The organism is Streptomyces sp. NPDC025793 (genome assembly GCF_055558375.1).
The window spans coordinates 1-25,189 of the sequence record NZ_JBVHMR010000044.1 but is presented as its reverse complement, the minus strand read 5'-3'; the positions used below and the strand labels follow the sequence as shown (position 1 = coordinate 25,189).

General features: G+C 69.5%; 23 protein-coding genes, 6 pseudogenes and 1 riboswitch. Of the genes and pseudogenes, 28 read left to right on the top strand and 1 reads right to left on the bottom strand.

What is annotated here, in order from left to right:
- Positions 1 to 15 precede the first annotated feature (15 nt).
- From ACZ4MF_RS41105 to dmpG, 28 genes and pseudogenes are all read left to right on the top strand, one after another.
- Complete coding sequence (locus ACZ4MF_RS41105) at positions 16 to 1,074, top strand: aliphatic sulfonate ABC transporter substrate-binding protein (RefSeq protein WP_467498432.1); 1,059 nt, start codon at positions 16 to 18, stop codon at positions 1,072 to 1,074.
- Positions 1,071 to 2,399, top strand: coding sequence for an LLM class flavin-dependent oxidoreductase (locus ACZ4MF_RS41100; protein ID WP_467498430.1), 1,329 nt, complete (start codon positions 1,071 to 1,073; stop codon positions 2,397 to 2,399). Before ACZ4MF_RS41105 ends, ACZ4MF_RS41100 begins: the two co-directional genes overlap by 4 nt.
- Complete coding sequence (locus tag ACZ4MF_RS41095) at positions 2,392 to 3,174, top strand: ABC transporter ATP-binding protein (protein ID WP_467498428.1); 783 nt, start codon at positions 2,392 to 2,394, stop codon at positions 3,172 to 3,174. The genes ACZ4MF_RS41100 and ACZ4MF_RS41095 overlap by 8 nt, the downstream gene beginning before the upstream one ends.
- Entirely contained in the window at positions 3,171 to 3,983 is an 813-nt protein-coding gene (locus ACZ4MF_RS41090; RefSeq protein WP_467498426.1) for an ABC transporter permease, read from the top strand. The genes ACZ4MF_RS41095 and ACZ4MF_RS41090 overlap by 4 nt, the downstream gene beginning before the upstream one ends.
- 27 nt (positions 3,984 to 4,010) lie before the next feature.
- Complete coding sequence (locus ACZ4MF_RS41085) at positions 4,011 to 5,615, top strand: FAD-dependent oxidoreductase (RefSeq protein WP_467498424.1); 1,605 nt, start codon at positions 4,011 to 4,013, stop codon at positions 5,613 to 5,615.
- Positions 5,612 to 5,944, top strand: coding sequence for a 4Fe-4S binding protein (locus ACZ4MF_RS41080; protein WP_467498422.1), 333 nt, complete (start codon positions 5,612 to 5,614; stop codon positions 5,942 to 5,944). Before ACZ4MF_RS41085 ends, ACZ4MF_RS41080 begins: the two co-directional genes overlap by 4 nt.
- Positions 5,945 to 6,325: 381 nt before the next feature.
- A pseudogene (locus tag ACZ4MF_RS41075) lies at positions 6,326 to 6,616 on the top strand (glutathione S-transferase family protein); the annotation flags it as partial.
- Positions 6,617 to 6,654: 38 nt separating this feature from the next.
- A riboswitch (SAM riboswitch) is annotated at positions 6,655 to 6,764 on the top strand.
- A 30-nt stretch (positions 6,765 to 6,794) separates the two neighbouring features.
- Positions 6,795 to 6,944 (top strand): hypothetical protein, encoded by a 150-nt coding sequence (locus ACZ4MF_RS41070; protein ID WP_319675008.1) that lies wholly within the window; start codon positions 6,795 to 6,797, stop codon positions 6,942 to 6,944.
- 144 nt (positions 6,945 to 7,088) lie between these two features.
- Positions 7,089 to 8,069 (top strand): amino acid ABC transporter permease, encoded by a 981-nt coding sequence (locus ACZ4MF_RS41065; RefSeq protein ID WP_467498419.1) that lies wholly within the window; start codon positions 7,089 to 7,091, stop codon positions 8,067 to 8,069.
- The gene (locus ACZ4MF_RS41060; RefSeq protein WP_467498418.1) at positions 8,066 to 8,863 is read left to right on the top strand and encodes an amino acid ABC transporter ATP-binding protein; all 798 of its coding nucleotides are present in this window, start codon (positions 8,066 to 8,068) and stop codon (positions 8,861 to 8,863) included. The genes ACZ4MF_RS41065 and ACZ4MF_RS41060 overlap by 4 nt, the downstream gene beginning before the upstream one ends.
- Before the next feature lie 64 nt (positions 8,864 to 8,927).
- Entirely contained in the window at positions 8,928 to 9,953 is a 1,026-nt protein-coding gene (locus ACZ4MF_RS41055; RefSeq protein ID WP_467498416.1) for an ABC transporter substrate-binding protein, read from the top strand.
- 89 nt (positions 9,954 to 10,042) lie between these two features.
- Positions 10,043 to 10,768 (top strand): GNAT family N-acetyltransferase, encoded by a 726-nt coding sequence (locus ACZ4MF_RS41050; RefSeq protein WP_467498414.1) that lies wholly within the window; start codon positions 10,043 to 10,045, stop codon positions 10,766 to 10,768.
- 20 nt (positions 10,769 to 10,788) lie between these two features.
- Positions 10,789 to 10,914 (top strand): putative leader peptide, encoded by a 126-nt coding sequence (locus ACZ4MF_RS41045; RefSeq protein WP_467498412.1) that lies wholly within the window; start codon positions 10,789 to 10,791, stop codon positions 10,912 to 10,914.
- Positions 10,915 to 10,990: 76 nt separating this feature from the next.
- Positions 10,991 to 12,202, top strand: a complete 1,212-nt coding sequence (locus tag ACZ4MF_RS41040; protein ID WP_467498410.1) for an LLM class flavin-dependent oxidoreductase — start codon at positions 10,991 to 10,993, stop codon at positions 12,200 to 12,202.
- Between the two features lie 21 nt (positions 12,203 to 12,223).
- Positions 12,224 to 13,603 (top strand): NtaA/DmoA family FMN-dependent monooxygenase, encoded by a 1,380-nt coding sequence (locus ACZ4MF_RS41035; RefSeq protein ID WP_467498408.1) that lies wholly within the window; start codon positions 12,224 to 12,226, stop codon positions 13,601 to 13,603.
- Positions 13,600 to 14,691, top strand: a complete 1,092-nt coding sequence (locus tag ACZ4MF_RS41030) for an LLM class flavin-dependent oxidoreductase (protein WP_467498406.1) — start codon at positions 13,600 to 13,602, stop codon at positions 14,689 to 14,691. Before ACZ4MF_RS41035 ends, ACZ4MF_RS41030 begins: the two co-directional genes overlap by 4 nt.
- Complete coding sequence (locus tag ACZ4MF_RS41025) at positions 14,684 to 15,832, top strand: LLM class flavin-dependent oxidoreductase (RefSeq protein ID WP_467498404.1); 1,149 nt, start codon at positions 14,684 to 14,686, stop codon at positions 15,830 to 15,832. The genes ACZ4MF_RS41030 and ACZ4MF_RS41025 overlap by 8 nt, the downstream gene beginning before the upstream one ends.
- Before the next feature lie 32 nt (positions 15,833 to 15,864).
- Positions 15,865 to 16,064, top strand: a pseudogene (locus ACZ4MF_RS41020) (dimethylsulfone monooxygenase SfnG); the annotation flags it as partial.
- 42 nt (positions 16,065 to 16,106) lie between these two features.
- Complete coding sequence (gene ssuE / locus ACZ4MF_RS41015) at positions 16,107 to 16,664, top strand: NADPH-dependent FMN reductase (protein ID WP_467498402.1); 558 nt, start codon at positions 16,107 to 16,109, stop codon at positions 16,662 to 16,664.
- Positions 16,665 to 16,681: 17 nt separating this feature from the next.
- Positions 16,682 to 16,963 (top strand): annotated as a pseudogene (locus tag ACZ4MF_RS41010) (acyl-CoA dehydrogenase family protein); the annotation flags it as partial.
- A 33-nt stretch (positions 16,964 to 16,996) separates the two neighbouring features.
- Positions 16,997 to 17,540: pseudogene (locus ACZ4MF_RS41005) on the top strand (LLM class flavin-dependent oxidoreductase); the annotation flags it as partial.
- A 29-nt stretch (positions 17,541 to 17,569) separates the two neighbouring features.
- Positions 17,570 to 18,460 (top strand): ImmA/IrrE family metallo-endopeptidase, encoded by an 891-nt coding sequence (locus ACZ4MF_RS41000; protein ID WP_467498401.1) that lies wholly within the window; start codon positions 17,570 to 17,572, stop codon positions 18,458 to 18,460.
- 308 nt (positions 18,461 to 18,768) lie between these two features.
- Positions 18,769 to 18,861 (top strand): annotated as a pseudogene (locus tag ACZ4MF_RS40995) (hypothetical protein); the annotation flags it as partial.
- A gap of 51 nt (positions 18,862 to 18,912) precedes the next feature.
- Positions 18,913 to 19,392 carry an IS3 family transposase gene (locus ACZ4MF_RS40990; RefSeq protein WP_467498399.1) on the top strand — a complete coding sequence of 160 codons (480 nt, stop codon included), beginning with the start codon at positions 18,913 to 18,915 and terminating at the stop codon, positions 19,390 to 19,392.
- A 154-nt stretch (positions 19,393 to 19,546) separates the two neighbouring features.
- A complete protein-coding gene (locus ACZ4MF_RS40985) occupies positions 19,547 to 20,311 on the top strand; it encodes an IclR family transcriptional regulator (protein ID WP_467498397.1) in 765 nt (254 codons plus the stop codon).
- Positions 20,312 to 20,397: 86 nt separating this feature from the next.
- Entirely contained in the window at positions 20,398 to 21,240 is an 843-nt protein-coding gene (locus tag ACZ4MF_RS40980) for a 2-keto-4-pentenoate hydratase (RefSeq protein WP_467498395.1), read from the top strand.
- Entirely contained in the window at positions 21,237 to 22,184 is a 948-nt protein-coding gene (locus ACZ4MF_RS40975) for an acetaldehyde dehydrogenase (acetylating) (RefSeq protein ID WP_467498393.1), read from the top strand. Before ACZ4MF_RS40980 ends, ACZ4MF_RS40975 begins: the two co-directional genes overlap by 4 nt.
- Positions 22,181 to 23,194: a 4-hydroxy-2-oxovalerate aldolase gene (dmpG, locus tag ACZ4MF_RS40970; protein ID WP_467498391.1), complete on the top strand. Its 1,014-nt coding sequence runs from the start codon at positions 22,181 to 22,183 to the stop codon at positions 23,192 to 23,194. Before ACZ4MF_RS40975 ends, dmpG begins: the two co-directional genes overlap by 4 nt.
- Positions 23,195 to 23,389: 195 nt before the next feature.
- Here the strand turns inward: dmpG and ACZ4MF_RS40965 are convergent.
- Positions 23,390 to 24,796, bottom strand: a pseudogene (locus ACZ4MF_RS40965) (IS701 family transposase).
- Positions 24,797 to 25,189 lie beyond the last annotated feature (393 nt).

Genomic DNA, 25,189 nt, shown 5'->3' with positions numbered 1-25,189 from the left:
GAAAGCACGACAACCATGCGAAAGAGAACCACCAGACTCATCGGCGCCGTCGCCTCGCTCGCCCTGGCGAGCACCCTCGTCGCCTGCGGATCGTCGTCGTCGGACACGGCCGCGCCGCTGAGCAACGCCGCCGATACGAGCGACGCCAAGCACCCCGAGTGGAGCAAGTACACCTTCACGATCGGCGACAACGGCGGTGACGGCAGCCAGGAGCTGGCGAAGCTGACCGGCGTGTTCGACAACGCGCCGTACAAGGTGAAGTTCGCCCGGTTCACCTACGGCCCGCCGCTCGTGCAGGCCGAAGCCTCGGGCGACATCGACCTCGGGAGCGTCGGCGACGTGCCGCCGATCACCGGGGCGGCGAAGGAATACGGCTTCAAGGTCGTCGCCGTCAACCGCTCGCTCACGCCCGACCAGGCGGTGGAGAACATCATCGTGCCGAAGGGCTCGAAGCTGACGACGGCCGCCGACCTCAAGGGCAAGAAGATCGCTGTTCCGCAGGGCAGTTCGGCCCACGGCCTGGCCCTGAACGCGCTGAAGAGCGTCGGCCTCACCCCCAAGGACGTGAAGCTGACGTTCCTCGACCCGGCGGCGGGCGCGACGGCGTTCAACACCGGCAAGGTGGACGCCTGGTCGATCTGGAACCCCCAGTCGGCGATCGCGGTCAAGAACGGCGCGCGGATCCTGGTGAAGGGTCTCCCGCCGATCGACCAGACGAGCAGCTACTACGTCGCCAGTGACACGTCGCTGAAGGACAAGACCAAACGCGCGGCTCTCACGGACGTGCTGAAGAGGCTCTCGCGGGAGTTCGCCTGGGCCGTCAAGAACCCCGACAAGTACGCGCAGGCTCTCTCGAAGGAGCAGGGCATCCCGCCGGCCGACGCCAAGGCATCCCTGGCCGCCTACTCGAACCGGGTGACCCCGGTGGAGCAGTCGGACATCGAACTGGAGCAGAAGCTCGCCGACGCCTTCCTGGAGGCGGGCCAGATCACCAAGAACGTCGACGTCAAGTCGATCAGCGACAACCTCCTCCCGGCCGGTTACGACAGCTCCAAGCTGAAGGTCACCTCATGAGCGGGGGACGGCGGCGGCTCCACCTCAACGCCTTCCTCATGGAAGCGGGCCACCACGAGGCGGCGTGGCGGCTCCCGCACAGCCACCCCCGGGCGGACTTCGACCTCCAGCACTGGATCGAGCTGGCTCAGCTCGCCGAGAGCGCCAAGTTCGACTCGCTGTTCCTCGCGGACGGCCCGGCCCTCATCGGAACCGGCGAGTTCCGGCCGCCGGGCCAGCTGGAACCACTGACCCTGCTGACCGCGCTGTCCCAGGCGACCAGCAGGATCGGCCTCATCGCGACCGTGTCCTCGACGTACAACGAGCCGTACAACCTCGCCCGACGGCTCGCCTCCGTCGACCATGTCAGTGGCGGCCGCGCCGGCTGGAACATCGTCACCTCGGCAGGGGCGGACGAGGCGGCCAACTTCGGCCTCGACGACCGCCCCGGTCACGCCGAACGCTACGCCCGTGCCGACGAGTTCCTGAAGGTCGCCAAGGCGCTGTGGGACAGCTGGGAGTCCGAGGCCGTCCTCGCGGACAGGGCCACCGGACGCTACGCCGACCCCGCGCGTCTGCACCGCCTCGACCACCGGGGCCGGTACTTCCAGGTGGCCGGCCCGCTCAACGTCGAGCGCCCGCCACAGGGTTACCCGCTGCTCGTCCAGGCCGGCTCCTCCGAGGACGGCAAGGACTTCGCGGCCCGCCACGCCGAGGCGATCTTCACCGCGCACACGACGTACGAGCGCGCGGCCGCCTTCTACGCCGACATCAAGGCACGGACCAGGGCCACGGGCCGTGACCCGGACGGCGTGATCGTCCTGCCTGGGATCGTCCCGTACATCGGGTCGACCGAGGCGGAGGTTCGGGCGCTTGCGCGGCAGTTCGACGAGCTGCGCGTCCCGGAGTACGGGCTTCGTCAGCTGGCCGCAGTGTTCGAGACCGAGCCGTCCGTCTTCGAACTCGACGGGCCCCTGCCCGACTCCGTCCTCGCCAGGCCGAAGCTGGAAGGCTCGCAGAGCCGTTCCGACCTGATCATCGATCTCGCGGTGCGCGAGCGGCTGACGGTCCGGCAGATCATCTCCCGGCTAGGCGGCGGGCGCGGACACTTCGAGTTCGTCGGGACGCCCGAGCAGGTCGCGGACACGATCATCGCCTGGTTCGAGGGCGGTGCCGCGGACGGGTTCAACATCATGGCGCCCGCCCTGCCGTCGGGTCTCGCGGCCTTCGTGGAGCATGTGCTGCCGATCCTGCGCGGCAAGGGGCTGTTCCGCGAGGAGTACGAGGGCACGACCCTGCGCGAGCACTACGGACTCCCGGTCCCGGCGAACCAGTTCCATGGCTGACACGCTCGCGACTCCCGCCGTTTTCCGGAGCGGCGGGAGTCCGCCCGCGCTGCGGGTCGAGGGGTTCCGCAAGACCTACGAAGACGGCTTCATCGCGGTGGCCGGGCTGGACCTGGAGATACCCGACGGCGCCTTCTTCGGGCTGCTCGGCCCGAACGGCGCCGGGAAGACCACGCTGATCGGCTCGGTGTGCAACATCGTCCGACCCACCGCAGGGACGCTCTCCGTCTTCGGCCACGACCACCGCAGCCGTCAGGCCCGCAGGCTCCTGGGTCTGGCCGCTCAGGAGATCAACGTCGACCGGTTCCTGTCCATCCGGCAGATCCTGATCTACCACGCCGGATACCACGGCATCGGCCGGAAGGCGGCCGCCCGGCGCGCCGACGAACTGCTCGCCCTGTTCCGCCTCGACGACAAGGCCGACGTACGCGCCTACGAACTCTCCGGCGGCATGCAACGGCGCCTCGTCCTCGCGCGGGCCCTCATGCACCGGCCCCGCCTGCTCATCCTCGACGAGCCGACGGCCGGTGTCGACGTCGAACTGCGCTCGGAGATATGGCGGGTGGTCAAGGGCCTCAACGCCGCAGGCACCACTGTGCTGTTGACGACTCACTACCTGGAGGAGGCGGAGACCTTGTGCGACGAGATCGCGCTGCTGCGCGCGGGCCGGATCGTCGACCGCGGCTCCGCCGCCTCGCTACGGGAGCGGTACGCGGCCCGGGACATCTCGGAGGTCTACGACCGGGCGATCACGGCGGAGGAGGTCGCCTCGTGAGCGGCACCGAGGCCCCGGCCCTCCCGGTGTACGACGAGCCCTTCCGGGCGGAGCGGTCGCCGTTCCTGTGGCTTCTGGAGCGGGAGGTCCTGCGCTTCCTCACGATCTGGCGCTACAGCGTCGTCGGCCCGGTGCTGTCGACCGTGCTCTTCGTCGTCGTCTTCGGGTCGGCCCTCGGCCGGCATGTCGACACGATCGACGGCGTCGGGTACGGCAGCTTCATCGTGCCCGGCCTTTTCACCCAGGCGATCGTCAACGTCGGCTTCTTCAACGGGACGACCAGCCTGTTCGAGGCCCGCCGCGACCAGTACATCAACGACGTGCTCGCGAGCCCGCTGAGGTGGTGGGAGATCAACGCGGCACTGGTGGGCGGCGGTATCGCCCGAGGCGTCGTCGTGGGCGCGGGCGTCCTGGCGGTGGCGCTTCCGCTCACCCACGGTGGCGCCCCGGCCCGTCCCCTCGTCCTGCTGCTCGGCACGCTCGGCGTGCTCCTTGTTGCCGCGCAGGTCGGTGTGATCGCGGGCGGCCACGCGAAGTCCCTCGACCACGTCTACTCCATGGAGTCGATCATTCTGCTGCCGCTGGGCTTTCTCGGCGGCGTCTTCTACTCGGTCCATCAACTGCCGCCGTTCTGGGACGCTCTGAGCCGCCTCGACCCCGTCTTCTGGCTGGTCCAGATCGAGCGGATCGGCTTCCTCGGCCAGGGCGACGTCGGCGCGGGCTGGGCCCTTGCCGTGGTCTGGGGCCTCGCGGCGGCGCTCACGGCCTGGTCGGCCGCGATGTTCGGCACCGGCCGCCTCAAGTCCTGAACCCCGCAACGGAAGGAACGCAACGTCATGACGAGTACCGAACCGGAACAGACCCTGTCCACGGACGTGTTGGTGATCGGCGGCGGCCCTGCGGGCACCTGGGCCGCGATCAAGGCCGCTCAGGCAGGTGCCGACGTAGTCCTGGCCGATAAGGGCTACACGGGCGCGAGCGGAGCGACCGCCTCCGTCGGCACCGGCATCTGGTACGTCGACGACCTCCCCGAACTGCGGGAAGCCGCCATGGCGAGCCGAGAGGCGCTCGGCGGATTCCTCGCCGACCGGGACTGGATGGCGCGCGTCCTCGACGAGACCCACGCGCGCATGGACGAACTCGCCCGCATCCAGCGGTACCCGTTCCCTGTCGACGCCCACGGCCGTCAGCTGCGCGGCGACCTCCAGGGGCCCGAGTACATGCGTCGGCAGCGGACCCGGGTACGGCGACTGGGCGTCCGCATCCTCGACCACACCCCTGCGTTGGAACTCCTGACCGATGCCGACGGCGTTGCCTCGGGGGCGCGGGCGCTCGACCGCACGACGGGCGAGACCGTCCGTATCGAGGCGGGGGCGGTCGTGCTCGCCGCAGGCGGATGTGCGTTCCAGTCCAAGACGCTCGGCTGCGACGTCAACACCGGGGACGGCGCGCTGCTGGCCGTGGAGGCGGGGGCGCGGCTGTCGGGGATGGAGTTCTCCAACGCCTACGCCATCGCCCCGAAAGGCACGTCGCTGACCAAGACCGCCTACTACTCCTGGGCGACCTTCTACCGCGCCGACGGCTCGGTGCTGGAAGGCGCGGGCAGCACCCGCGGCCGGTCGGTGATCGCGAGGACGCTGCTCGTGGAGCCGGTCTACGCCCGGCTCGACCGAGCCGGCCCTGACGAACAGATGGCGATGCGCAAGGGTCAGCCGAACACCTTTCTGGTCTTCGACCGGCTGGGCATCGACCCCTTCACCGACCTGTTCGAGGTCACTCTGCTGGCCGAAGGCACGGTACGCGGGACGGGTGGTGTGCGCATCGCCGACCACGACTGCTCGACCGACGTGCCCGGCCTGTACGCGGCCGGCGACACCGCGACCCGCGAGCTGATCTGCGGCGGCTTCACCGGAGGTGGCAGCCACAACGCCGCGTGGGCGGCGTCCTCGGGCAGCTGGGCGGGCCGGGGCGCCGCCGAGTTCGCCAACCGGCGGGGCCGACGCGGCAACCGACTGCGGTCCGTGGGGACGGCCGGCCTTCGCCCGACCGGTGCCGTGAACGTCGGCCATGGCGAGGTCGTCGCCGCCGTACAGCGCGAGGTCCTGCCGTACGACCGCAACTACCTGCGGCACGCCGACCGTCTCGAACCGGCTCTGCGTTCCCTGCACGGGACGTGGTCCGCGATCCGCGAAGGGCTGGGTGCGAGCGGTGAGGAGCTCTTCCGGGTCAGGGAAGCAGCCGCGATGGTGGCCCACGGACGTTGGATGTACCACGCGGCACTGCAGCGCACCGAATCGCGCGGTATGCACAAGCGGGCCGACCGGCCGACGCAGGATTCGGCCCAGCACTATCGGCTGCTCACCGGTGGGCTCGACGAGGTCTGGAGCAGTCCCGAGCCGGCGTCGCGGGCGCTGGTCACGATCGGAGGCCGAGCCGCATGATCGAGATCGTCGAGCCGGACCGCTGCATCGCCTGCGACCGGTGCATCGAGGTGTGCCCGACGCGCGTCTTCGACCGCGGCGCCGACGGCGTTCCGGTGATCGCGCGACAGGACAGCTGCCAGACGTGTTTCCAGTGCGAGGCGTACTGCCCGACCGACGCGCTCTTCGTCGCCCCGCTGGTGACCGCGGTCGCTCCGGGCTCGCGCTTCCGTGATGCGACACAGCTCGAGGAATCCGGTCTGCTCGGCGGATACCGGCGTGAACTCGGCTGGGGCAGGGGAAGGACGCTCGGTGCCCGCACCGCGGTCGGACCGGAGTATCCGGACTGACCGGCCTGAGCCGGCGCAGGTTCAACACCCAGACTCCTTACTCGGCCGAGGACGCTGGACACCGACCTCGAAGGTTGGCTTGTCGCACGCCACTCAGAAGCTCCGCGAAAGGGGGCAAAGGTCGCAGGTTCAAATCCTGTGGTTTCGACGGTGCGAAGGGTCCTCGCGGGCGAGAGCCTGCGGGGACCCTTCGCGTGAGCCTTCAGCAGTGAGCACGCTGCTGATCGGCACGTCACCCACGCCGACTCGTCCGACGCCGGATACACCGCGCACCACGCGATGTCCTCGGGCGCCCCGACCCGGCCGAGAACATCGGTACGAGTTCCATCACAGGAGACCGTCGCCTCCCGACGGTTGCAATGGGAAACCTGTGCCCTGCGCTCCGCCGCCGATGTCGAGTTGTGGGTCGACCTGGTCCAGCTCGACCCCGTGCACCGCGACCACCTGGACGCCGCCGCCGTCCAGCGCGTCGCCGACCATCCCGCGCTGTGGGCCCACGGCCGCTGCCTGGCCGTTCACCCGGCCCTCGGCGGCCACCTCGGCCTCGACGGCATCAAACGCCGCCACCGCGCCCGCTGTCAGGACCTGGAGGACGCCGGAGCGGCCATCCGCATCCTGGACTGGACGGCCTGCGCCGCCCGCTGGTCGTTCCATCTGATGGACCGCCGTTGACATATGTTCGGGCCGTTGTCTTAATTACGACTCAGAACGGTCATGAGTGTCAGCGACAAGCCCTGGCTTGCTGACCGGCAACCCTCGCACCGCGGTGGGGTGCCCCAGGTGACGACCGGACCGGATGACGTTTCGGTAAGCGCGAGGCCCACAGGGCCGGAACAGTGACGGTGACGCCATGTACGCAGCTCCCAGGACGGCGACGCGCCGCCCGCAGGGCTGCGTACGGCCGTACGCGAACCTGCTCGTCGCCGACCGTGCCGTCGATCTGCTCCGCGTGAACAGCGCACTGTGTACCGCACCGGGCCGCGCCCGCTGTCGGGGCTGACCCCTTCCCGCAGCCCCCGCACTTCCTGACGAGCACCGCGCCCGCGGTGTGCCGTTGCCCTCCTCCGCCCCCGGTACCTCGCCGTCGTGTGCGCCGCCGCATGCCGCCGTGCTTCCGGGTGTTCCCACCCAGCCGGAGCCCACCATGAGTGAACCCCCTGGTGCCACCGTCACACTCGCCGAGGCGCCGACCACCGACGAACCGTCAAAGGCCCTCACCGCCCAGCGTGTTCTTCCGCTGCGGCGGCCAGGTCGCTGGATCGTCACCGCGGTCGTGCTGGTCCTGGTTGCGCAGTTCGTGCACGGACTGGTCACCAACCCCTTCTACCAGTGGGACCGCTGGAGCTACTGGTTCCTGCGCCCCACCATCCTCGACGGTCTGCTGATCACCCTCGAAGTCACCGCCTACAGCGCGGTGCTGGGCCTGATCGGCGGCATTCTGCTCGCCCTGGCCCGGCTGTCGAAGAGCCCGGTGTTGCGCGCGGTCAGCTGGACCTACGTCTGGGCGCTGCGCTCCATTCCGCTCATCGTGGTGCTGATCTTCCTCTACAACTTCAGTGCCCTGTACAAGACGGTGAGCGTCGGCATCCCCTTCGGCCCGGCCTTCTTCTCCTTCGACGAGTCGAGACTCGCCACCGACATGGTCGTCGCCGTCATCGGCCTCAGCCTCAACGAGGCCGCCTACGCGGCCGAGGTGGTCCGCGGCGGGATCCTCTCCGTCGACCAGGGGCAGCACGAGGCGGCCGCGGCGCTCGGCCTGCCCAAGGGCTACCAGTTCCGCAGGATCGTCTTCCCGCAGGCGCTGCGCTCGATCATCCCGAACTACGTCAACCAGCTCATCGGCCTGATCAAGGGCACCTCGCTGGTCTTCTACGTCTCCCTGCTCGACCTGTTCGGCTCCGCGCAGACCATGGGCTCCACCTACCCCGGCGACATCGTGCCGCTGCTGCTGGTCGTCACCGTCTGGTACCTGATCCTGACCAGCGTCGTCTCCGTCGCCCAGTTCTACGTCGAGCGGTACTACGCCCGCGGTGCCACCCGCAGCCTGCCGCCGACGCCGCTGCAGAAGCTCCGCACCGGTCTTTCCGACCTGCGGGCCCGTATCCGCCGGGAGGCCGCCGTATGACCGCCGACACGCTCGAAGCCCTGGCGGACGTCGAGGCCGCCACCGTCGAGGTGCACGACGTGCACAAGTGGTACGGCACCCACCGGGTGCTGGACGGCGTCGACCTGACCGTCCGCCCCGGCGAGGTCACCGTCATCCTGGGTCCCTCCGGCTCCGGCAAGTCCACCCTGCTGCGGGTCATCAACCACCTGGAGAAGCCCGAGATCGGCTACGTCAGTATCAACGGCGAGCTGATCGGCGTGAAGCGGCAGGGCGAGCGGCTGAAGGAGCTCAGCGAGCGGGCCATCCTCACCCAGCGCGGCCGGATCGGCTTCGTCTTCCAGAACTTCAACCTCTTCCCGCACCTGACCGTGCTGGACAACGTGGCCGCGGCCCCGGTCGCGACCGGGAAGCTCACCAAGCCCGAAGCTCAGGAACTGGCCCGAGAGTTGCTCGTCCGGGTCGGCCTCGCCGACAAGACCGGCGCCTACCCGCGCCAGCTCTCCGGCGGCCAGCAGCAGCGCGTCGCCATCGCCCGAGCCCTCGCCCTGCGCCCCGGAGTCATCCTCTTCGACGAGCCCACCTCCGCCCTCGACCCTGAACTGGTCGGCGAAGTCCTCGCCGTCATCAGGGACCTGGCGACCAGCGGCACCACCCTCGTCATCGTCACCCACGAGATCGGCTTCGCCCGCGAGATAGCCGACCGGGTCGTCTTCATCGACGGCGGCAAGATCGTCGAGCAGGGCCCGCCCTCCGAAGTCCTCGACAAGCCGCGGCACGAGCGGACCAGGGACTTCCTCAGCAAGGTCCTCTGACCTGCCGCATCCCCAAGACCTCCCCCCACGCCACCCTCATCACCTTCAGCGACAAGGAACGGCCATGCCCACCCAGTTCACCCGACGCAGCCTGATACGCGGCATCACCGCGGCGACCGCCGTCGCCTCCCTGGCCACCGGGCTCGCCGCCTGCGGTGGCAACAGCGACGCGGCCACCACCACCGACAGCGCCAAGTCCGGCGAGGTCGTCATCGGGCGTGTCTCCAACGGCGCCGCCACCCAGACCACCATCAAGGTCTCCGAGGTCAAGTCCATCAGCGCCGAACTGCCCGCCGCCGTCAAGAAGAGCGGCAAGCTGGAGATCGGCATCGGTGCCCTGCCCGCCGGGTTCCCGCCGCTGGCGTACGTCGGCGACGACCAGAAGACCCTCACCGGCTCCGAGCCCGACCTCGGCCGCCTGGTCGCCGCGGTGTTCGGGCTCAAGGCCGAGGTCAAGAACTCCACCTGGGAGAACCTCTTTGTCGGCATCGACAGCGGCAAGGTCGACGTGGCCTTCTCCAACGTCACCGACACCGAGGAGCGCAAGAAGAAGTACGAGTTCGCCTCCTACCGGCAGGACAACCTCGCCTTCATCGTGCCGAAGAAGAGCACCTGGAACTTCGACGGCAACTACGAGAACCTCGCCGGCAAGAGGATCGCCGTGGGCTCCGGCACCAACCAGGAGAAGATCCTCCTGGAGTGGAAGGACAAGCTGGCCAAGGAGGGCAAGAAGCTCACCGTCAAGTACTTCCAGGACAGCCCCAGCACCTACCTCGCCCTGAACAGCGGAAAGATCGACGCCTCCTTCGGTCCCAACCCCGGCTTCGCCTACCACAACCGTCAGGTGGCCAACACGCCCAACGCCACCCGCACCGCGGGCACCTTCTCCGGCGCGGGCGCGAGCCTGCAGGGCCTGATCGCTGCAACGGCGAAGAAGGACAGCGGACTCGCCAAGCCGCTGGCCGACGCCATCAACTACCTGATCAAGAACGGTCAGTACGCCGAGTGGCTCAAGGCCTACAACCTCTCCGACGAGGCCGTCGCCAAGTCCGAGGTCAACCCGCCCGGACTGCCGCTCGACAACTCCTGACCACCGTGTGCCGGGGACTCCGCCACCGCCCCACGGTGGAGTCCCCGCGCGCCGGACACCCCGAGCCGCACCCCGGAGACCGCCACACCATGTCCGTCACCACCCTCGACGCCAGCTCCTCGCACATCCTGGACAACCCCGCCTGGGCCGCGCTCACCGGCCCGCACATCCACTTCGCCGAACGAATCGGACGCGCCGTCCGATACCACCCCGACGTAGCCCCCTTCCACGCCGTCTCCGACGAGGACGACCCGCGCGCCTGGGCCGACCTCGCCGCCCTCGTCGGCCCCGGCCGCACCGCCTCGGTGCGGGGCGTCACCGAGGCGCCGGTCGGCTGGGAGGTCGTCGGCACCGGACACGGCGTCCAGCTCGTGGACACCGGCCTGCGCGCGCAGCCCGACCCCGAGGCCGTACGGCTCGGGACCGACGACGTGCCCGAGATCCTGGACCTGGTCGCCCGCACCGAGCCGGGCCCCTATCTGCCCCGCACCGTCGAACTGGGCACCTACCTCGGCATCCGCCACCAGGGTCGGCTGATCGCCCTGGCCGGCGAGCGGCTGCACCCGCCCGGCTGGACGGAGATCAGTGCCGTGTGCACCGACCCCGCCCACCGTGGCCGGGGCCTGGCCACCCGGCTGGTCCGCGCTGTCGCCGCCGGGATCAAGGAGCGCGGCGAACGCCCCTTCCTGCACGCCGCCGCCACCAACGCGAACGCGATCCGGCTGTACGAGTCGATCGGGTTCACACTGCGCCGCCGTACGGTCTTCTCGCTCGTCCGGCACATCGGGGCCGCCGCGCTGGAAGAAACGGCATAGCCGTGCCGTTGTCCTTGTCGATGGCGATTGTTCGGACCACTCGGACGGAGGTGCGACACGTGACACGTGTACTCCGCGCCGTCCGCCTCCACTCCCGGCCCCACATCGACCTCCAGCGCGTGGCCGGCTCCCTCTGTAGCTCCTGACCCCGTTTCCCCAGCCGCCGTGGGCCCCGGTTCCCGCGGGCCGACGATCTCGAACGGACCTCCAGGAAGGCACCTCGTGTCCTCTACTCCCGCTTTTCCACTGCACCTTGCCGTCGCCCTTGAGGGCACCGGCTGGCACCCCGCCTCCTGGCGCGAGCAGGTCGCCCGTTCCCGGGAGCTGTTCACCGCCGGCTACTGGGCCGACCTGGTCGCCGAGGCCGAACGCGGCCTGCTCGACTTCGTCACCTTCGAGGACGGCCTGGGCCTGCAGTCCTCGCTCGGCGAGTTGGACGGCCGCACCGACCAGGTCCGCGGCCGACTCGACGCCGTCCTGACCGCCTCCCGCGTCGCGCCGCTCACCCGGCACATCGGCCTGGTGCCGACCGTGATCGCCACCCACACGGAGCCGTTCCACATCTCCAAGGCGATCGCCACCCTCGACTACGTCAGCAACGGCCGAGCCGGCCTGCGCGTCCAGATCAGCGCCCGCCCGCACGAGGCCGACCACTTCGGCCGCCGTACCTTCCCGCCGATCAACCTGGACGAACTGCGGACCCCGGCCGGACAGGAGCGTCTCACCGATCTGTTCGACGAGGCCGCCGACTACGTCGAGGTCGTGCGGCGGCTGTGGGACAGCTGGGAGGACGACGCCGAGATCCGGGACGTGGCCACCGGCCGCTTCGTCGACCGGGACAAGCTGCACTACATCGACTTCGAGGGCCGGTTCTTCAGCGTCAAGGGCCCGTCCATCACCCCGCGCCCGCCGCAGGGCCAGCCGCTGGTCACCGCCCTCGCCCACCAGACCGTCCCGTACCGGCTCGTGGCCCGCCAGGCGGACGTCGGCTACGTCACCCCGCACGACGCCGAGCAGGCCCGCGCGATCGTCGCCGAGATCCGTGCCGAGCAGGAGACGGCCGGACGTACAGGCGAACTCCCGTATGTCTTCGGCGACTTGGTGGTCTTCCTGGACGACGACCAGGCCGCTGCGGAGGACCGGCGCGCACGCCTCGATGCGCTCGCGCAAGAGCCGTACACCAGCGACGCCCGGATCTTCACCGGAACGCCCGCGCAACTCGCCGATGTGCTTCAGGAGTTGGCGGCGGAGGGGCTGAGCGGCTTCCGGCTGCGGCCCGCCGTCGCCGGACACGACCTGCCGGCCATCACCCGGGGCCTCGTCCCCGAACTCCAGCGCCGGGGTGCCTTCCGCACCGCCTACGAAGCCGACACCCTCCGCGGCCTGCTGGGCCTGCCCCGCCCCGCCAACCGCTACGCCGCAGCGACCGCCTGAGCCGGAAGGACCCGCATCGACATGACCAGCAAGCCGCTGAAGCAGATCCATCTGGCCGCGCACTTCCCGGGTGTCAACAACACCACCGTGTGGAGCGATCCGAAGGCCGGCAGCCACATCGAGTTCAGCTCCTTCGTCCACTTCGCGCGCACCGCCGAACGCGCCAGGTTCGACTTCCTGTTCCTCGCCGAGGGCCTCAGGCTGCGCGAACAGGGCGGCAAGATCTACGACTTGGACGTGGTCGGCCGCCCCGACACCTTCACCGTCCTCGCCGCGCTTGCCGCCGTCACCGAACACCTCGGCCTGACCGGCACCATCAACTCCACCTTCAACGAGCCCTACGAGGTGGCCCGCCAGTTCGCCAGCCTTGACCATCTCTCCGGCGGCCGCTCCGCCTGGAACGTGGTCACCTCCTGGGACGCCTTCACCGGCGAGAACTTCCGCCGCGGCGGCTTCCTGCCCCAGGAGGAGCGCTACTCCCGCGCCAAGGAGTTCCTGGCCACCGCGAACGAGCTCTTCGACTCCTGGCACGGAGACGAGATCCTCGCCGACCCGGCCACGGGTGTCTTCCTGAGGGACGCGAAGGCCGGATCCTTCGTCCACAGCGGGCAGCACTTCGACATCCACGGTCAGTTCAACGTCCCGCGCTCACCGCAGGGCCGCCCGGTCATCTTCCAGGCCGGTGACTCCGAGGACGGCCGCGAGTTCGCCGCCTCCTCCGCCGACGCCATCTTCAGCCGCCACGCAACCCTGGAGGGCGGCCAGGCGTTCTACACGGACGTCAAGAACCGCCTCGCCAAGTACGGCCGCCGCCACGACGAACTGCTCATCCTGCCCGCCGCGAGCTTCGTCCTCGCCGACACCGACGAAGAGGCCGGGGAACTGGCCAAGGAGGTGCGCCGCCAGCAGGTCAGCGGGGCCACCGCGCTCAAGCACCTGGAGTTCGTCTGGAACCGGGACCTGTCCTCCTACGACCCCGAGGGCCCGCTGCCCGACATCGACCCGGACGTCAGCGCCGACCACATCTCCAAGGGCCGGGCCCAGGTCCGCATGTACCGCGACCCGCTGGCCACCGCCCGCGAGTGGCGTGAGCTGGCCGCGGCCAACAACTGGTCGATCCGCGACCTGGTCATCGAGACGGGCAACCGCCAGAACTTCATCGGCTCCCCGGCGACCGTCGCCGGCACCATCAACGAGTACGTCCAGGCGGACGCGAGTGACGGCTTCATCCTCGTCCCGCACATCACCCCGACCGGCCTCGACGCCTTCGCCGACAAGGTCGTACCGCTCCTCCAGGAACAGGGCGTCTTCCGCACCGACTACGAGGGCCCGACCCTCCGCCACCACCTGGGCCTCGCCCACCCGGACGATCTGCGGGGCGAGGAGCGGGCGGCGTCGTGAAATTCCTCGCCATCACACTCATCGTGCACCGTCCGGATCCCATCACCGGGGTACAGAAGCCGACCCACGACCGCTTCCGCGAGGTCCTCGACAACGCGCTGCTCGCCGAGGAGCTGGGCTTCGACGGCTTCGGCGTGGGGGAGCGTCACGAACGGCCGTTCATCTCCTCCTCACCGACCGTGGTACTCAGCCATGTGGCCGCCCTGACGAAGCGGATCCGCCTGTTCACGGCCGTCACGACGCTCAGCCTGCTGGACCCGGTCCGCGCATACGAGGACTACGCCACCCTCGACCACCTGTCCAACGGGCGCCTCGACCTGATCATCGGCAAGGGCAATGGCGCCGCTCAGCGCGACCTGTTCCACGTCACGCCCGAGGACCAGTGGGACCGCAACGCCGAGAGTTACGAGGTATTCCGGAGGATCTGGCGCCAGGACAAGGTCACCGCCGACACCCGATTCCGTCCCCCGCTGGCGGACGCCGAGGTGTGGCCGCGGCCGTATCAGCGGCCGGTCCGGGTCTGGCACGGCAGCGCGACCAGCAAGGAGTCGGTCGACCTGGCCGCCCGCTACGGCGACCCGCTCTTCTCGGCGAACGTCACCAACCCCATAGAGCCCTACGCCGAGTTGATCCGCCACTACCGCGAGCGCTGGGAGCACTACGGCCACGACCCGGCGAAGATCGCCATCGGCGCGGGCACGGCGGGCGTCCACGTCGCGCCCACCTCCCAGGAGGCGCTGGCCTCGTATCGGCCGGTCTTCGAGTCCAATCTGGCGTTCTTCAAGAAAGCCGGCCTGCCGGTCGTCTTCGAGACCCTGGAGGACTTCGTCGAGCGCAGCTCCGCTCTGATCGGCAGTCCGCAACAGGTCATCGACAAGGTGCACCGCTACCACGAGCAGTTCGGCCACACGGTGGTGCACCTGCACGCGGACGCGAGCGGGCTGACGGAGTCCCAGCACCGTGCCTCCCTGGAGCTGTTCCAGTCCAAGGTCGCCCCCGTGCTGCGCCGCGAGATCCCGGACCCGCCGTTCGTGTGGGGACCCGTGCTTCCGGCGCCACCGTTCACCCAGGAGTCCGTCCATGTCTGATATTGCCCTCGGTGTTCTCGACCTGGTCCCGATCCCCTCCGGCTCGACGGCAGCCGATGCCCTGCGCAACTCCATCGACCTCGCACAGCAGGCCGAGCGCTTCGGATATGCCCGCTACTGGTTCGCCGAGCACCACCTCAATCCGGGCGTGGCCGGCACGTCCCCCGCGGTCGTCCTGGCCCTGACCGCATCCGCCACCTCCACCATCCGGCTCGGTTCCGGGGCCGTGCAGCTCGGGCACCGCACCGCGCTGTCCACGGTGGAGGAGTTCGGCCTGCTCGACGCGCTGCACCCGGGCCGCTTCGATCTGGGCCTGGGCCGCTCGGGCGGCCGCCCGCCGGAACAGCCGGCCGTACCGTTGCCGACGGCGACCCCGGTCGTCGACCGCCGCACTCCGAACGGCCTGTTGATCCCGCCCCGCTTCTCCTTCGAGCATCTGCTCGGGTCACCCCGCGTCGCGCTGCAGCGGAGACTGCTTCTCCTGCCGGGCGCCGAGTCACAGGACTACGCGGCACAGATCGACGACATCCTCGCCCTGCTCGCCGGCACCTACCGTTCCCCGGAGGGCGTCGAGGCGCACGTCGTGCCGGGGGAGGGCGCCGATGTGGAGGTGTGGATCCTGGGCAGCAGCGGTGGTCAGAGCGCCGCTGTCGCGGGCCGCAACGGTCTGCGGTTCGCGGCGAACTACCACGTCAGCCCGGCCACGGTCCTGGAGGCGGTGGACGGTTACCGGTCCTTCTTCCAGCCTTCCGAGTTCCTCGACAAGCCGTACGTCAGCGTCTCGGCGGACGTCGTCGTCGCCGAGAACGACGACACCGCCCGCGCACTCGCCACCGGCTACGGCCTATGGGTTCGTAGCATCCGCACCGCCGAGGGCGCCATCGAGTACCCGACGCCGGAGGAAGCGCGTGCCCACCCATGGACCGACGAGGACCGGGCCCTCGTCCAGGACCGCCTCGACACCCAGTTCGTCGGCTCACCGGGCCGGGTGGCCGACCAGTTGGAACAACTCCAGGAGGCCACGGGCGCCGACGAGTTGCTCATCACGACGATCACCCACGACCACACGGACCGGATCCGTTCGTACGAACTGCTCGCGGAGGAATGGCGCCGACGGGGTCACTCCTTCCAGTCGAGCTGATGTTCGGGAATCCCCGCCGACCCGCTGCACGCGACGGCTTCCGCACGGGTCTGATCGGCACTCCTGAGCAGATCGCCGAGCGGACGTCGCCTACAAGCGGCTCGGCGTCGACCTCTTTCTTCTCGGCTTCCTGCACTACCTGGAGGAGGTCGAGTACTTCGGCAAGTGGGTGCTGCCCCTGGTGCGCGAACGGGAGGCGCAGGAAGCCGCGTCCGAGCCCGCCCCCGCCTGACCGCGGCCCGCACAGGAAACGACGAACCCGAAAGGTCCTCCCATGGCCACTGTCCTGTCCGTCTCCGGAAGCCCCTCCGCCACCTCCCGCACCGCTCGGCTGCTGCGCCACCTGGACGAGCGGCTCATCACGCAGGGGCACGAGGTGACTGCGCTGGACGTTCGTACCCTGCCTGCCGAGGCGCTGCTCGGGGCCGACTTCGCTCACCCGGCGATCGTCCGGGCCACCGCCCTGTTCGAGCAGGCGGACGGCGTGGTGATCGGTACCCCCGTCTACAAGGCCGCCTACTCCGGACTGCTGAAGTCCCTGCTCGACCTGCTCCCGCAGTACGCCCTGGCGGGCAAGACGGTCCTGCCGCTGGCCACCGGGGGCTCCACCGCCCACGTCCTGGCCATCGACTACGCCCTGCGCCCGGTGCTGGCCTCCATGGGCCCCGCGCACATCACGCCGGGCTGGTTCACGCTCGACAAGGACATCACGGTGGGCGAGGACGGCACACTGACCGTCGCGCCGGGATCGGCCGAGGCTCTGGCGCAGGTCACGGACCAGTTCTCGGCCGCGCTGGGCGGGCGGACGCCGCTGCTGGCGGCCGCTGGATGAGCGTCGCGCACGTCATCGCGGATGACGACGCCCGCGCCGACCTGACCGACGACTCGGCGGCCGAGGCCTCGATCGCGGTGGCCACCGCAAAAGTGACGGCGGCCGAGGCCGCCGTGGAGGTCGCCAGCGCCCCTTTCGAGGTCTCCGGCACCCGCTGGGCGCTCGACTCCCTGGGCCTGTACCGTCATTGGCGCCACGCGCGCACCCACACCCCGCACGACCCGGCCCGCTGGAAGGTCCAGCGCATCGACCGTTACCGGCTCAACGGCACCAAGCCACCCCGGCACGGCCTCCGCTGACGAACGCTGACGAACACCGGTCGGAGCACCCACGTGTCCCGCACCTTCCACCGGCTCCTGCCCACCAACGGCGACAGCCGCCACGTCGTCGGCGGCGGCCACGGCACCCCCGCCACGGAGTCCGGGCGTGACCGGCCCGCCGACGGTCGCCTACCTGAGCCAGATCGCCCGAGCCGCCGAGGACCTCGGCTTCGTCGGCGCGCTCACGCCGACCGGCGCGTGGTGCGAGGACGCGTGGCTGACCACCGCCATGGTCAGCCAGAACACCGAACGGCTGAAGTTCCTCGTCGCCTTCCGCCCCGGCTTCGTCTCGCCGACGCTCGCGGCGCAGATGGCCTCCACCTTCCAGCGGCGGACCGGCGAACGGCTCTTGCTCAACGTCGTCACCGGCAGCGAAAGCCACGAGCAGCGGGCCTACGGGGACTTCCTGGACAAGGGCGCGCGGTATCGCCGTACCGGCGAATTCCTGGAAATCGTCCGGGGGTTGTGGGAGAGCAGGACCGTCGACCTGTCCGGCGAGCACCTCCAGGTCGAGGACACCAGGCTCGCCCGGGTGCCCGACCCGGTGCCCGAGGTGCGGTGCCCCTCGGGTTCTTCCACGAGCCAATGACCGAAAGCCACGACGGCTTCTTCCGGTCACTGCGCCGCACGTCGGTAGTCGACCGGCGCCGGGCCCGAGCGATCGCTCACGTCGCCCATGACCTCGCGGTCCGTGCATCAGGCGCACAGCGGTTCTCTCTGAGTGACGTGCCGGTGCTCCCCGTGAGCGGGCTGGACACCCCGATCGCTGAGATTGAGCAGGCTGCAGCCAAGGTTCGCTCCCTGCGGAGTATTCCCTCAGGTCCTGTCCCGAACATCGTCGAACTGCTGGAGACGCACGGAGTCGCCGTGATTCGACTCCCGTTCGGCAGTGCGGACGTTGACGCGTTCTCCCTACCCTTCCCCGACCACCCGGATGTGGTCCTGGGTACCGATAAGAATGACCGTGCCCGTTCCCGGTTCGACGCCGCGCACGAACTCGCGCATCTCGTGCTGCACGGCGAGCAGATCTGGGGTGTCAAGGAGGTCGAGACCCAAGCGCACCAATTCGCGGCGGCCTTCCTCATCCCGGCCGGCGACATCTACAGCCAACTACCGACCACGGCCGACCGGCCGGCCTTGTTCGACCTCAAACGGTACTGGCAAGGGTCCCTCGCCGCTCTTCTCATGCGCGCTCGGGCCTTGGGCCGGATCAGCGAAAGCGCGTATCTGACAGCTATCAAGACGGCGTCTGCCAGAGGGTGGCGCCCTGTTGAACCGGACCCCCTCGGCAGACCGGAGCAGCCGACCAAGCTCCTCAACTGCCTGGCATCCCCCGACAGCGGGCCCGCCCGAACCGTCCTACCCGCGCAGATTGTGGACAGCATCGAGACGGCGTCCGCGGCCTCACCACGGAAGGTTCTCAGTGGCCAAGATCGTGAGACGAACGACTCGTGGCCACTACTGAGACGAGACTGATCAGTGCAGGTAGGCGAGGTGCGATTGGTCAGCGGATTCGAGAACCCACATCTTCAAACGCCGCATGGCCCTGTGGGTGAAGTAGCTGCGGCGGACCCGGCCCAGGTGGCCAGGGTGATCAGCGACTGAAAGGCTGAGCAGGAGATTCCGTACACCCTGACGTGCCGTGCGCTGGGTGTGAGCAGGTCCTGGTTCTACAAGTGGTGCAAGCGGCCCGTCACCGCTCGCGAGATGCGGCGTGGGAAGCTGGCCGACGCGATCCGGTAGATCTTCGATGAGTCGGGCGGCACGATGCTTCCCCGAAGGTCTGGATCAAGCTCGTGCGCCAGGGGTGGAGGGTATCGCTGAACGCTGTCGCCAAGCTCATGGCCGAACTCGGCCTGGCCGGACGCAAGGTTTGAAGGCGCCGGGGGCTGACCAGGCCGGGCAAACGGCCCGCGTTTGCAGACTTCGTGCGCCGCGACATCAGCGCCACCGCTCCCGACCAGGTGTGGGCCGGAGATATGACGGAGATCGTCACCAGCGAGGGCAAGCTGTACCCGGCCACCGTCATCGATCTGTTCTCGTGCCGCCTGCTCGGCTACGCGATGGGCGAGCGCCGACGCGGAGCTGGTCGTCGCCTCCCCGCATATGGCCGCGGCCACCCGTGGCGGCGGCTTCAAGAGCGTGATCTTCGACTCGGATCGCGGCAGCGAATACCAGTCCCGGCGCTTCAGGCGAGCCTGCCGCCGACTCGGCGTGACCCGGTCCATAAGGTCGAGTACGTCCACCGGCGCACCTTCACCACCGACACCGAGGCGCGGCTGAAGATCGCCACCTGGATCACCGGCTTCTACAACACCCGCCGGCTACACAGCGTGGGCGGATACCGGAGCCCGATCGACTACGAACGAGACCATCAGACCGACCCCACCATGGGTTTGGCCGCCTGAAAGATCTCCACGGTTCGAGGGGATTGACACCCCGGGCGCTGGCACCGTCCCGTACAGTCGGAACACCGCACAGGACGTCACACCTGCTTCCCTGACGCAACGACCTTGGTGTCGTGCGCCGGAGCACACCGGACGCCCCCGGAAGGAAGAACTCGTGAGCGATGATGTGCCGAGCGGTGTGCTGGGCAAGGCCCTCACCGTGCTACAGGCCTTCACCGTCGAGGACACGACCCTGGGATTCGCCGAGTTGCAGCGGCGTACGGGCTTCGCGAAGAGCACACTGCATCGGGTCCTCGGCGATCTCGTGGCCACCCGGCTCCTCGACCGCGTCGAGGGGCGCTACCGTCTGTCCGGCCTCGTCTTCGAGTTGGGGATGCGCGCGTCGGTCGAGCGCGGGCTGCTCGAAGTGGCCACGCCCTTCCTTGAGGACCTCTATGTGCGTACTCACGAGCTCGTCCACCTGGGCACGCGCGAGGGCTCGGAGGTCGTCTACGTCGCCAAGATGGGCGGCCACAGACAGGCGGATTCGCCGTCGAGGCTCGGCGGACGAATGCCACTGCATGCGACGGCGCTTGGGAAGGTGCTGCTGGCCCACGCCCCGACCGAGGTGCGCGAGGCCACGCTGCGCGGCCCCTTGGAGCGCAAGGCGCCCCGGACCATCACCAACGTCGACGTCCTGGCACGGCAGCTGTCCGACGTCGTCACGAAGGGCGTCGCCTTCGAGTACGAGGAGTCGGCGGTGGGCATCGTGTGCGTCGCGGCCGGGGTCTTCGGCGCGTCGGACGAGATCGTGGCGGCGGTCAGCGTGACGGGCCCGGTGCACCGCTTCCAGCCTGCCCGGCACGCCACCAGCGTGCGCGCGGCCGCGGCGGAGATCTCCGCGACGCTCGGTCGCCGCGCGGAGCTGCGCAACCACTGACCCTTGAGCGGCCCGGCGTCTGGTGAGTTCCGTCAGACGGAACTCCATGCTGGGCGTGGGGCGACCCCTTTGCCCAAGCTGAGGGCATGAACGAGATTTCCCCGGGCAACGATGCCGTTGCGCAGGCCGGACAGCGGCTCCTGCGCGCCGCCGCCGACCGCGTGCCCTGTCCCCCGGTGCGCGACCTGATCGGCGGCGACGACGTGAAGGCCGCCTACGCCGTCCAGGAACTGCTCACCGCACGCCGTCTCGCTGCGGGTGCCCGCATCGTCGGCCGCAAGATCGGCCTCACCTCACCCGCGGTGCAGCGGCAGCTGGGGGTGGACCAGCCGGACTTCGGCGTTCTGTTCGCCGACATGAGCGTCCAGGACGGGGCGTCCGTGCCGGTCGAGGGCCTACTCCAGCCCAAGGTCGAGGCGGAGATCGCGTTCGTCCTGAGTACGGACCTCGCGTCCGGGCCGCTAGACGACGCCCGGATCCGGGCCGCCGTGGCGTACGCGGTCCCCGCGCTGGAGATCGTGGACAGCCGGATCGCCGACTGGGACATCACCTTCGGTGACACCGTCGCCGACAACGGCTCCTCCGCACTCTACGTCCTCGGGACCCCGACCAAACCGCTCGCCGAGTTCGAGCCAGCCGAGGCCATCATGACCTTGAAGCGGCACGGCGAGACCGTCTCCAGCGGTGACGGCGCTGCTTGCCTGGGCGACCCGCTCGCCGCGCTCGCCTGGCTGGCCCGGACCGCGCTCCGCGTCGGCGACCCCCTGCGGGCGGGCCAGGTCGTGCTGTCCGGCGCCCTCGGCCCGATGGTGCCCGCGGTGGCCGGGGACGCGTTCAGCGCCGACATCACCGGTCTCGGGTCCGTCTCCGTCCGCTTCCACGACGCGTCCCGCGTCTCACACTCCTCCGGCGAAGGAACCTCCGCATGAAGACCAAGGTGGCCGTCATCGGCTCGGGTAATATCGGCACCGACCTGATGATCAAGGTTCTCCGACTGTCGGACACCCTTGAGATGGGGGCGATGGTCGGCATCGATCCCACGTCCGACGGGCTCGCCCGGGCCGAGCGGCTCGACGTTCCGGTGACCGCCGAAGGCGTCCAGGGCCTGATCGCGATGGAGGGCTTCGAGGACATCAGGATCGTCTTCGATGCGACGTCCGCGAAGGCTCACCTCGCCAACGCCGCGGCGCTCGCGCCGTACGGGAAGCAGCTCATCGATCTGACCCCCGCCGCCATCGGCCCGATGGTGATCCCGGCGGTCAATCTGACCGACCACGTCGCGGCAGACAACGTCAACATGGTGACGTGCGGCGGCCAGGCCACCATCCCGATCGTTTCGGCGATCTCCTCGGTGGCGCCCGTCCCGTACGCGGAGATCGTAGCCTCGATCGCGTCGAAGAGCGCGGGTCCCGGCACCCGCGCGAACATCGACGAGTTCACCGAGACGACCAGCCATGCCATTGGGGCGGTCGGCGGTGCAGACCGCGGCAAGGCCGTCATCATCCTGAACCCGGCGGAGCCGCCGCTGATCATGCGTGACACCGTGCTCGCGCTGGTGAACGCGCCCGACGACGCCACGCACGACGCGATCCGCGCGGCCGTCGCGAAGCGGGTCGACGAAGTGTCGGCGTATGTGCCGGGCTACCGCCTCAAGCAGCAGGTGCAGATCACGCCGGTCCCCGCCGACCAGCCCGTCCACACCCTCACCACGGCCCGGGTCACCCATCAGGTCTCCGTCTTCCTCGAGGTCGAGGGAGCCGCGCACTACCTTCCGGCGTACGCCGGAAACCTCGACATCATGACCAGCGCGGCCCTGCGGATGGCCGAGGCCATGGCGGCCCGCGCCACCGAACTCCAGGGAGCCGACGCATGACCGTCGCCAAGCTGTTCCTCCAGGACGTCACTTTGCGCGACGGCATGCACGCCATCCGGCACCGTATCGAGCCCGAGCAGGTCGGCCGGATCGTGTCCGCCCTCGACGCGGCAGGCGTCGATGGGATCGAGGTGTCCCACGGCGACGGACTCTCCGGCGGGTCCCTCAACTACGGCCCCGGCAGCAACACCGACTGGGAATGGATCGAGGCAGCGGCGACCCACATCAAGAACGCCCGCCTCACCACCCTCCTCCTGCCCGGCATCGGCACCATCGAGGAACTCAAGCAGGCGTACGCGCTCGGCGTGCGTTCGGTGCGGGTCGCCACGCACTGCACCGAGGCCGACGTATCAGCTCAACACATCGCCACAGCACGCGAGTGGGGGATGGACGTCTCCGGCTTCCTGATGATGAGCCATATGGCCGACGCCGGTACGCTGGCCCAGCAGGCCAAGCTGATGGAGTCCTACGGCGCCCACTGCGTCTACGTCACGGACTCCGGCGGCCGCCTCATGATGGACGGTGTCCGCGAACGGATGCGCGCCTACCGCGACGTGCTCGACCCCGCCACCGAGATCGGCATCCACGCCCACGAGAACCTCTCCCTCGCCGTCGCCAACTCCATGGTCGCGGTGGAGGAGGGCGTGACCCGCGTGGACGCGTCCCTGGCCGGCCAGGGCGCGGGCGCGGGCAACTGCCCCATCGAACCGTTCGTCGCGGTCGCCGACCTCAACGGCTGGAACCACGGCTGCGACCTCTTTGCCCTGCAGGACGCGGCTGAAGACCTGGTGCGCCCCCTGCAGGACCGTCCCGTCCGCGTGGACCGCGAAACCCTCACGCTCGGCTACGCCGGCGTGTACGGCTCCTTCCTTCGCCACGCGGAAACCGCGGCCGAACGCTACGGCGTCGACGTCCGCACGATCCTGGTGGAGGTCGGCAAGCGCGGCCTCGTCGGCGGCCAGGAGGACATGATCGTGGACGTGGCACTGGGACTCGCGCAGGCGATCTGACGGCACGTACGACACAGGGCCGGGAGGGCAGGAGCTCCCGGCCCTGCTCGGCGTGCGAACGCAACCGCTCCACCCCCGGTTACATGACACCGGCTGGCACTGGACAACGTGATGAAGCCCCCTTGACATTCCTGCCGAGCAAGCGTTCCACCCACTCGTGTCAATACCGGTAGTTCGTTGAATCCGGCGTATAGGTCAATGCCGTGTCCTGTGGTGACCGCGTCGATCAGGGCCTGGAGTTCGGAGGGTGGGTCCGTGTCCGTCCAGGCTCGCCACCATCGGGTGAGGGTGACGGCGGGGGCGAGCCAGGAGCGGATGGCGCGTAAGGCCCTGGGCCAGCAAGGCTGGTGGGGCTGGTGAGGTATGGCTGGGCCTCCTCTCTGGCGCCTCGTCGGGGCAGGGGTCCGGCGCGGTGGCATCGAGAGGTCCGGGTGGGGCGAACCATTGGTCCCAGCAGAAGGAGAAGGCGCAGTTGACCAGGGTCTGGTGGCGGATGGCGCGGTCGGAGCGGACTTGGAAGTCGGCCCAGCCGAGTTCGTCCTCGATGTGTTTGTAGCTCTGCTCGACCCAGGGCCGCAGGCCGTAGAGGTGGATGATCTCGGCGAGGTCGGCCGGCATGTGTGGGCCGGTGGTGGCGTGGGGTGCGTCGGGGTGGGGCAGGTTGGTGGCCAGGTACCAGGTGGCCTTCTCCGGCAGGGAGGCCGGGTCGGGGGTGGCCACGACCAGCCGGCAGGGTGAGTCAGGTCTGTAGCCGCCCAGGCGGGCATCAGCGGCCCACCAGGTCTCGGTGTGCCCGTCGCGGAAGTGACGCTCAACGGGTGTCCAGTCGCCGAGACGCATGGCATCGCGCCAGGCCAGGGCATGGGCGGCTTCGATGGGGGTGTGCGGCTGGTCGGCCCAGGCCCAGGTGCCGCGGTGCGGCTTGAGCGCGACCACGTAGGCCAGGCCGGCTCGCGCAGTGCGAGGTACCAGTCGTCACTGACTTAAGCAGGCGCAGTCGGCGACCACCGCCCGGCAGCCGAAGCCCGCCTCCTTCGCGCGGGCCGCGAGGGCAGCAGCCAGCTGCGATTTGGTGCGGAAGGCCGGATCCGAGCGGCCGCGGGTGAAGTGGTGGGCAGGGGTGTAGGGAGTTGTGTGCAGTGGGCAGTACACGCGGCCGTCGGTCGATACCGTGGTCAGCGTGACGATGCCGTTGTCGGTCTTGCCGTACCGGCCCAGCCACTGCCGGCCTACATGCGTGGTGGCGGTGCCGTCCTTGCGGTCTCCGGAGTCGTCGATCACGATCACCTCGCCGTCGTGCGGAGCCGTGGCCGGCTCCTCGCGCAGCAGCTCGAGCCGCCGGTCGTTGACCTGTTCGGCCTCCCAGGGCGACTCGGACAGGAAGAACTGCAGCCGCTGCACCCCCGGCATCCCCGCACCCGTCACCGGTTCCGCCCCTGCCAGGCAGGTGATGGTCTTGTTCCGCTCCCGCGGCGCCAGCAGCCCGGTCAGGTACTCGAGAAAACCCCGCAGCTGGGCCAGGCTGAAGAAGAGGTCGCCGAACCGGGCCGCGCAGTCCTCCAACGGCCCCGGCGCAGGCGGACACGGGCGGAGAGCGGTCATCTCCAGCCTCCGACGTGGCAGGTGACTCCTCCCACCGGCGTACGACCGACCCGACCGGCCGTCAACCCACACCACCACCGGGTCCAACGAATTACCGGTAACGCCTACTCGCACATGCGCGAGGCTCCTGGCAGAAAAGGTTGTTCATGTTTGACAACCCATCTACCAGGAGCTTTGCCGTTCTGACAGACCAACCCGCCAGCTTCATAAGCAGGTTGAAAATCCTGATTGATTCGGCACTGGGGAGGCGGCTATTCGGTCTGTGAGAAGGGTTGATGGTCGGACGTTCCCAGGGGCGGCGGTCAGCAGGTGAGGTTGGAGCCTGCGGGGACGCCGAGGATGGAGGTGAAGGAGAGGTAGTCGTTGACGCGGTCCTGCATCTCGGCGGTGTTG

Excerpts from the sequence above, each read along its gene's own strand:
- ACZ4MF_RS41105 (WP_467498432.1), top strand. The coding sequence starts at position 16 with ATGCGAAAGAGAACCACCAGACTCATCGGCGCCGTCGCCTCGCTCGCC.
- ACZ4MF_RS41100 (WP_467498430.1), top strand. The coding sequence starts at position 1,071 with ATGAGCGGGGGACGGCGGCGGCTCCACCTCAACGCCTTCCTCATGGAA.
- ACZ4MF_RS41095 (WP_467498428.1), top strand. The coding sequence starts at position 2,392 with ATGGCTGACACGCTCGCGACTCCCGCCGTTTTCCGGAGCGGCGGGAGT.
- ACZ4MF_RS41085 (WP_467498424.1), top strand. The coding sequence starts at position 4,011 with ATGACGAGTACCGAACCGGAACAGACCCTGTCCACGGACGTGTTGGTG.
- ACZ4MF_RS41080 (WP_467498422.1), top strand. The coding sequence starts at position 5,612 with ATGATCGAGATCGTCGAGCCGGACCGCTGCATCGCCTGCGACCGGTGC.
- ACZ4MF_RS41070 (WP_319675008.1), top strand. The coding sequence starts at position 6,795 with ATGTACGCAGCTCCCAGGACGGCGACGCGCCGCCCGCAGGGCTGCGTA.
- ACZ4MF_RS41065 (WP_467498419.1), top strand. The coding sequence starts at position 7,089 with ATGAGTGAACCCCCTGGTGCCACCGTCACACTCGCCGAGGCGCCGACC.
- ACZ4MF_RS41060 (WP_467498418.1), top strand. The coding sequence starts at position 8,066 with ATGACCGCCGACACGCTCGAAGCCCTGGCGGACGTCGAGGCCGCCACC.
- ACZ4MF_RS41055 (WP_467498416.1), top strand. The coding sequence starts at position 8,928 with ATGCCCACCCAGTTCACCCGACGCAGCCTGATACGCGGCATCACCGCG.
- ACZ4MF_RS41050 (WP_467498414.1), top strand. The coding sequence starts at position 10,043 with ATGTCCGTCACCACCCTCGACGCCAGCTCCTCGCACATCCTGGACAAC.
- ACZ4MF_RS41045 (WP_467498412.1), top strand. The coding sequence starts at position 10,789 with ATGGCGATTGTTCGGACCACTCGGACGGAGGTGCGACACGTGACACGT.
- ACZ4MF_RS41035 (WP_467498408.1), top strand. The coding sequence starts at position 12,224 with ATGACCAGCAAGCCGCTGAAGCAGATCCATCTGGCCGCGCACTTCCCG.
- ACZ4MF_RS41025 (WP_467498404.1), top strand. The coding sequence starts at position 14,684 with ATGTCTGATATTGCCCTCGGTGTTCTCGACCTGGTCCCGATCCCCTCC.
- ssuE (WP_467498402.1), top strand. The coding sequence starts at position 16,107 with ATGGCCACTGTCCTGTCCGTCTCCGGAAGCCCCTCCGCCACCTCCCGC.
- ACZ4MF_RS41000 (WP_467498401.1), top strand. The coding sequence starts at position 17,570 with ATGACCGAAAGCCACGACGGCTTCTTCCGGTCACTGCGCCGCACGTCG.
- ACZ4MF_RS40980 (WP_467498395.1), top strand. The coding sequence starts at position 20,398 with ATGAACGAGATTTCCCCGGGCAACGATGCCGTTGCGCAGGCCGGACAG.
- ACZ4MF_RS40975 (WP_467498393.1), top strand. The coding sequence starts at position 21,237 with ATGAAGACCAAGGTGGCCGTCATCGGCTCGGGTAATATCGGCACCGAC.
- dmpG (WP_467498391.1), top strand. The coding sequence starts at position 22,181 with ATGACCGTCGCCAAGCTGTTCCTCCAGGACGTCACTTTGCGCGACGGC.